This window comes from Mesorhizobium sp. M2C.T.Ca.TU.002.02.1.1 (assembly GCF_003997225.1).
On the sequence record NZ_RZTO01000340.1, the window covers coordinates 1 to 6,098 of the forward strand.

Genomic DNA, 6,098 nt, shown 5'->3' on the forward strand with positions numbered 1-6,098 from the left:
CTTCGAGTGGCAGCCGCTGAAGCTCAAATACTCGGCGCTGTTCTTCTTCCATCCGGGACCTGGCGCCGAGGTGCCGTTCCAGATCTGGGACAAGCTGCCGGCGAATGAGAAGCCCAAGCATCCGGCGCTGGTCTCGGAAGATTCACCCGACGGCAAGGGCTTCGGCGGCGCCTTCGAGGCGGCGGCCAAGAAATACGGCTACAGCTTCGCCGTCGACGATCCCTGGGCGATCGGCGCCACCGACTATTCGGCGCTGATCACCAAGCTCAAGGCCGCCGATGTCGATGCCATGCTGGTCTTCGGCTCGCCGGCCGACACTGTCACGCTTTTGCGGCAGATGAAGGAGCTCGGCTTCTCCGTGCCTTACCTGCATGGCTGGAAGGGTACCTGGACCGGCGAATTCCACGAGGCGCTTGGGCCGGACTCCGACTACATCCTGACCGACGGCTTCTGGTCTGCGAGCTACCCTTACAAGGGCGCGAAAGAACTCGGTGATCGCTACGAGGCCGAGTTCAAGAAGGACTCCGTCACCGTCGGCGCCTTCTATGCCAACGCGCAGGTGCTGGCGCAGGCCATCGAGAAGGCCGGCAGCACCGATGCGGCGGCGATCCATGACGCGATTTTCGGCCAGGAGTTCAAGGACACAGTGGTCGGCGACCTCAAGTTCGACGACACCGGCTTCGCCCTGATACCGAGCGTTGCCACGCAATGGTGGCAGGGCAAGCACCAGCTCATCTATCCGGACGGCAACTGGACCTACAAGCCGGCCCCGGCCTGGGACAAGCGCTGAACGAAACAGATGCGGTGGAAGCGGCGGGCGCCTGATTGCGAAGCCAGGCGCCCGTTCGCTTCCCGCCCGCATTCGGATCGCTTGGCAATTGAGCGGTTTGAGTGCCGAATCCTCGGCGCTTCCGCTGGAAGGAAACGAAAACACGATGCAGGCGGACGAAACCTTGCTGCGCCTCGAGGCGGTCAAGAAGCGCTTCGGTGGGCTTGTCGTCCTCAACAACATCGATATCGCCGTCGGCGCCAACGAGCTGATTGGCCTGATCGGGCCGAACGGCGCCGGCAAGTCGACGCTCTTCAACGTCATTACCGCCATCTACGCGCCGACCGAAGGGCGCGTGTCCTTCCGCGGCAAGGACATCACCGGCATCGCGCCGCACCGCATCTCGAGGCTCGGCATCGCCCGCACCTTCCAGCTCGTGCGCACCTTCCTCACCATGACCGCCTTCGAGAATGTCATGGTCGGCGCCGTCTACGGGGCAGGAGGCCGCGTCAAGCACGCGACCGAGTCGGCGACCGCGGCGCTGGAGCTGGTCGGCCTCAGCGCCAGGCGCGATATGCGCACCGCGCATATGACGCTGTCGGATCGCCGCATGCTGGAGATTGCGCGCGCCATCGCCTCCGATCCGGCGCTGCTGCTCCTCGACGAGCCGATGGCCGGCCTCAACCCGACCGAGATCCAGCGCATGGTCGACGTCATTCGCCGTGTGCGTGCCGACCGGGGGATCTCAATGCTGTGGGTCGAGCACAAGGTCGACGCCATCATGAAAGTATGCAGCCGCGTCATCGTGCTCGACCATGGCGAGAAGATCGCAGACGGCACGCCGCGCGACGTCACGCAAAACCGCAAAGTCATCGAGGCCTATCTTGGCGAACCGGCTGCTTGAAATAAGCGATCTCGAAGTCGCCTATGGCGACGTCGGCGCGCTGTGGGGCGTGTCGCTCCATGTCGATCCCGGCGCGATCGTCGCGCTGGTCGGCGCCAACGGCGCCGGCAAGACGACGCTGCTCCGCACCGTTTCTGGCCTGCTGAAGCCCAAGGCCGGCGATATTCGGCTTTGGGGCCAGTCGATCACAGGCAAGGCGCCGCAGGAGATCGCCCGCCTGGGCATCGCCCATGTGCCGGAAGGGCGCGGTCTGTTCCGCCAGATGACGGTGCTGGAAAATCTCGAGCTCGGCGCGTTCCAGCCCAAGGCTCGCCCGCGCACCAACGAGCTGCTGGAGAAGGCCTACACGCTTTTCCCGCGCCTGAAGGAACGCGCGCACCAGAAGGCCGGGTCGCTCTCCGGCGGCGAGCAGCAGATGCTGGCGATCGCGCGGGCCACCATGTCGGAGCCGTCGCTGCTCATCCTCGACGAGCCGTCGCTGGGCCTCAGCCCACTCGTGGTGCAGCAGATGTTTGCGCTCATCCAGACCTTGCATGGCCAGGGCGTCACCATCCTTCTGGTCGAGCAGAACATCCATCAGGCTCTAAAGGTCGCCGACTACGCCTTCGTGCTCAAGACCGGCTCGCTCGCCATGCAAGGCACCGGCGCCGACCTCATCGCCGATCCCGAAATCCAGAAGGCCTATATGGGCGTGTTGGAGTAGAGAATGGTCAATCTCCCGCCACCCGAGATCCTGCTCCAGCTATCGCTCAACGGTGCGCTCGGCGGCGCCATGTATGGCGTCGCCGCCGTCGGCCTGAGCCTGATCTTCGGCACCATGCGGCTGATCTTCCTCGCTCAGGGCGCGATGATCATTCTCGCCGCCTATTTCGTGCGCGCACTGTTCTACGGTCTCGGCATCGACCCGTTCCTGTCGTTGTTGATCGTCGTGCCGGTCGGGCTCGTCGTCGGCTGGCTGATCTATCAGGGCCTGTTCCGCAAGGCCGCCGCTGAAGCAGACCGCAACGTCTCGCTGCTCATCGCCGTCGGCCTGATGTTCCTGGTCCAGAACCTGATGACGGTGATCTGGGGTGGCAACACCGCCGGCGTGGTGACGAGCTATACGGCAAGCGGCATCGAGCTCTTCGGCGTGCGCACCTCCTTCACCCGCTCGATGGGTTTTTTGATCGCGCTCGCCGGCACCGGCCTGGTGATGCTCTTCCTGCGCAAGACGATCGTCGGCAAGGCGGTGCGCGCCGCCTCGGAAGACATGGACGCCGCGACTTTGATGGGCATCAGCCCGCACCGCGTCAATGCGATCGCCTTTGCCATCGGCATTTCGCTGGCTGGCGCGGCTGGCGTCGCGGTCGCAACCACCTTTCCGTTCAACCCCTTCGCCGGTTTCATCTTCAGCCTGAAGGCGCTGGTGGCGCTGGCGCTGGGCGGCATCGGCAACGTCACCGGCGCGCTGGCCGGCGGCATCCTGCTCGGCCTGATCGAAGCCTATGTCCAGTTCTTCATCTCGGGCGGCTGGACGAACGCCATCGCCTACGGCGTGTTCCTCCTGGTGCTGATGTTCAAGCCGGAAGGCCTGTTCAGCCGGCCCTACAAGAAGGCGTGAGTGCGATGAGCCGAGCCTTGCAATGGATTGCAATCGTCGTCGTCGCGGCGCTTGCGCTGCTGCCCTTCCTGCCCGGCGCCGTCGACGCCTACTATTTCTCCTTCCTGTTCTTCGTCTTCCTCTACGCCATCATGGCGCAGAGCTGGAACCTCGTCGCTGGCTATGGCGGCCAGATCAGCCTCGGCAGCCATGCTTTCTTCGGGCTCGGCGCCTATACCACCGCGATTCTTTGGAGCGGGAACTATCTCTGGGGCTCGCTCTATGACAGCCATCCGAACATCTATTACTTCGACCCGGTGACGATGCTGCTGGGCGGCATTGTCGCGGCGCTCGCGGCGGTCATCATCGGCCTGCCGCTCTTGTCGAAACTGCATGGCGATTATTTCGCATTGGGCACGCTCGGCTTCGGCGAGATCGTCAAGGTGATCTTCGTCAATGGCGGCGACTTCACCGGCGGCGCTTTCGGCATCGTCGCTCCGGCAAGCAGCTTCGACACGCTGCGCCCGCATTACTGGGTCGGGCTCGGCCTGATGGTCGCCACCGCCTTGGCCATCCGCGCGCTGATGCGCTCGCGCTACGGCCTGGCGCTGATCGCGGTGCGCGACGACGAGATGGCGGCATCGGCCAACGGCATCGACACGCTCAAGGTCAAGGTCGCGGCCTTTGCCGGCAGCGCCTTCATCGCCGGCGTCGCCGGCAGCCTCTACACCTTCTACATCTTCCATGTCGGGCCGGACTCGGTGTTCGACCTCGACTGGATGCTCTTGCCGCTGATGATGACGGTGGTCGGCGGCACCGGCACGCTGCTCGGGCCCATCCTCGGCGCGCTGGTGATGTATGCCGTGTTCGATCTCGCCCGCATCGTCGTGCCCGATTATCACCCGGTGATTTCGGGGCTGACCATCATCCTGGCGATGCTGTTCCTGCCGAAAGGACTGACGCGCCTGGGTGCGATGCAGCGCCTGAAATCGACGTGACCTAGCTCATCAACTTCGGCAATCCCGCCGCCAGCGCGTCGACGGCCAGCCGTACCTTCAGAGGCAGATGCGACGTCTGCAGCCAGAGCGCGTGGCAGTCGTAGAGATAATCCGGCTGGTCCCCCAGCAGCCGGACCAGCCTGCCGGTTTCGATGCGCTCGCGCACCAGCCAGTAGGGAAGCCAGGCCAGCCCCATGCCGCCGGTCGCCGCATCCGCGATGGCGTCGAGGTCGTCGAGCCGCAGCCGGCCGGCCGGCGCGATCTCCGTGACCGAGCCATCCTCGCGCGGGAACAGCCAGGGCTGCAGCACATGGCCGAGCCGCCGGTAGATGACCGCCTGATGGCCGCTGATGTCCGCCAGGCTGGCCGGCTGGCCGAACCCCTCGATATAGGACGGCGAAGCACAGACGATCATGCGCTGGCGCGCGACGCGGCGCGCGATGATGCCGGCCCTGTCATCCAGTGCTCCCGTGCGGATCGCGAGGTCAAAACCGTCCTCGACGAGATCGGCAAAACGATCGCTCAGCGACAGGTCGAGCTCCAGCGTCGGATAATGCCGCGCGAGTTCGAGCAGGATCGGCGTCGCGCAGTGGCGGCCGAAATGCGCCGGCATCGTCACGCGCAGTTTTCCGTGCGGCTCGGACAATTGGTCGGCCGCCAGCGCATCCGCCGCGTCTGCTTCCGCCAGCACGATCCGGCAGCGCTCGTAATAGGCGTGCCCGAAATCGGTCAGGCTCTGCCGGCGCGTCGTGCGGTTGAGAAGCCGCACACCGAGCCGCTCCTCGAGGAAGCGGACATGCTTGCCGACCATCGGGCCAGACAGGTCGAGCGCCGCCGCGGCGGCCGCGAACGAGCCGAGGTCGACCGCCTTGACGAACACTGCCATGCTTTCGAGGCGATCCATATTCAAAACCAATCGTTTCGACTGTTCTGCCTGCCTCGCGATTTATCTCCTAAGGGTGCATCTGCATAGTTCATTCAATCGAACGGATTTGGAGTGGAATGGATGGCAAGGGTTGTTCGCTTTCATGAGCGTGGCGGTCCGGAGGTGCTGCGTATCGAGGATGTCGAGGTGCCGCCGCCCGGCCCGGGCGAGGTGCTGATCCGCGTCAAGGCGCTGGGCTTGAACCGCGCCGAAGCCTCGATGCGCAAGGGCACTTATATCGAGACGCCGGCGCTGCCCTCGGGTCTCGGCCTCGAGGCGGCGGGCATCGTCGAGGCGGTCGGCGAGCGCGTCGACGGTTTTGCGCCGGGCGATGCGGTCAGCATCATTCCGCCGCGCTCGATGGCGCGCTGGCCGGCCTATGGCGAACTCGTCGCCTTTCCGGCCGAGCTTGTCGTCAAGCATCCGCCGTCGCTCGGCTTCGAAGCCGCCGCGGCGACATGGATGCAATATCTCACCGCCTATGGCGCGCTGGTCGATATCGCCGGTCTTGGCCGCGGCGAGCCTGCCGTCATCACCGCCGCGTCGAGCAGCGTTGGCCTCGCCGCGATACAGATTGCCAACAGCCTCGGCGCCGTCCCTATTGCCGTCACCAGAACATCGGCCAAGAAAGCGGCGCTGCTCGATGCCGGCGCCGCCTATGTCGTGGCCTCGCAAGAAGAGGATCTCGAGGCGCGGCTGAAGGAGATCGCGCCAGAAGGCGTGCGCGTCGTCCTCGACGCGGTCGGCGGTCCGATCTTCACGCCGCTGACGGCGGCGATGGCTCGCGGCGGCATCCTCCTCGAGTATGGCGGCTTGAGCCCCGAGGCGACACCGTTCCCGCTGTTCGACGTGCTGGCGAAGGCGCTGACGCTGCGCGGCTATCTCGTCCATGAAATCACCGGCAAGCCGGAGCGTCTGGAAGC

At 65.2% G+C, this 6,098-nt stretch carries 7 protein-coding genes; 6 read left to right on the top strand and 1 reads right to left on the bottom strand.

What is annotated here, in order from left to right; translation table 11 throughout:
* From EOD07_RS18565 to EOD07_RS18585, 5 genes are all read left to right on the top strand, one after another.
* A partial coding sequence (locus tag EOD07_RS18565; protein ID WP_164772335.1) for an ABC transporter substrate-binding protein occupies positions 1–790 on the top strand: 790 nt, incomplete at its 5' end.
* Between the two features lie 145 nt (positions 791–935).
* Positions 936–1,673, top strand: a complete 738-nt coding sequence (locus EOD07_RS18570) for an ABC transporter ATP-binding protein (RefSeq protein WP_127236506.1) — start codon at positions 936–938, stop codon at positions 1,671–1,673.
* Complete coding sequence (locus tag EOD07_RS18575) at positions 1,666–2,376, top strand: ABC transporter ATP-binding protein (protein WP_164772337.1); 711 nt, start codon at positions 1,666–1,668, stop codon at positions 2,374–2,376. Before EOD07_RS18570 ends, EOD07_RS18575 begins: the two co-directional genes overlap by 8 nt.
* A gap of 3 nt (positions 2,377–2,379) precedes the next feature.
* Entirely contained in the window at positions 2,380–3,273 is an 894-nt protein-coding gene (locus EOD07_RS18580; protein WP_127236508.1) for a branched-chain amino acid ABC transporter permease, read from the top strand.
* Between the two features lie 17 nt (positions 3,274–3,290).
* Positions 3,291–4,250, top strand: coding sequence for a branched-chain amino acid ABC transporter permease (locus tag EOD07_RS18585; protein WP_164772336.1), 960 nt, complete (start codon positions 3,291–3,293; stop codon positions 4,248–4,250).
* 1 nt (position 4,251) lies between these two features.
* Here the strand turns inward: EOD07_RS18585 and EOD07_RS18590 are convergent, their stop codons facing one another.
* Positions 4,252–5,154 carry a LysR family transcriptional regulator gene (locus EOD07_RS18590; RefSeq protein WP_127236510.1) on the bottom strand — a complete coding sequence of 301 codons (903 nt, stop codon included), beginning with the start codon at positions 5,152–5,154 and terminating at the stop codon, positions 4,252–4,254.
* A gap of 102 nt (positions 5,155–5,256) precedes the next feature.
* Here EOD07_RS18590 and EOD07_RS18595 point away from each other — a divergent pair.
* Positions 5,257–6,098 (top strand): zinc-dependent alcohol dehydrogenase family protein (locus tag EOD07_RS18595; protein WP_127236511.1); only part of this gene is annotated, 842 nt, incomplete at its 3' end.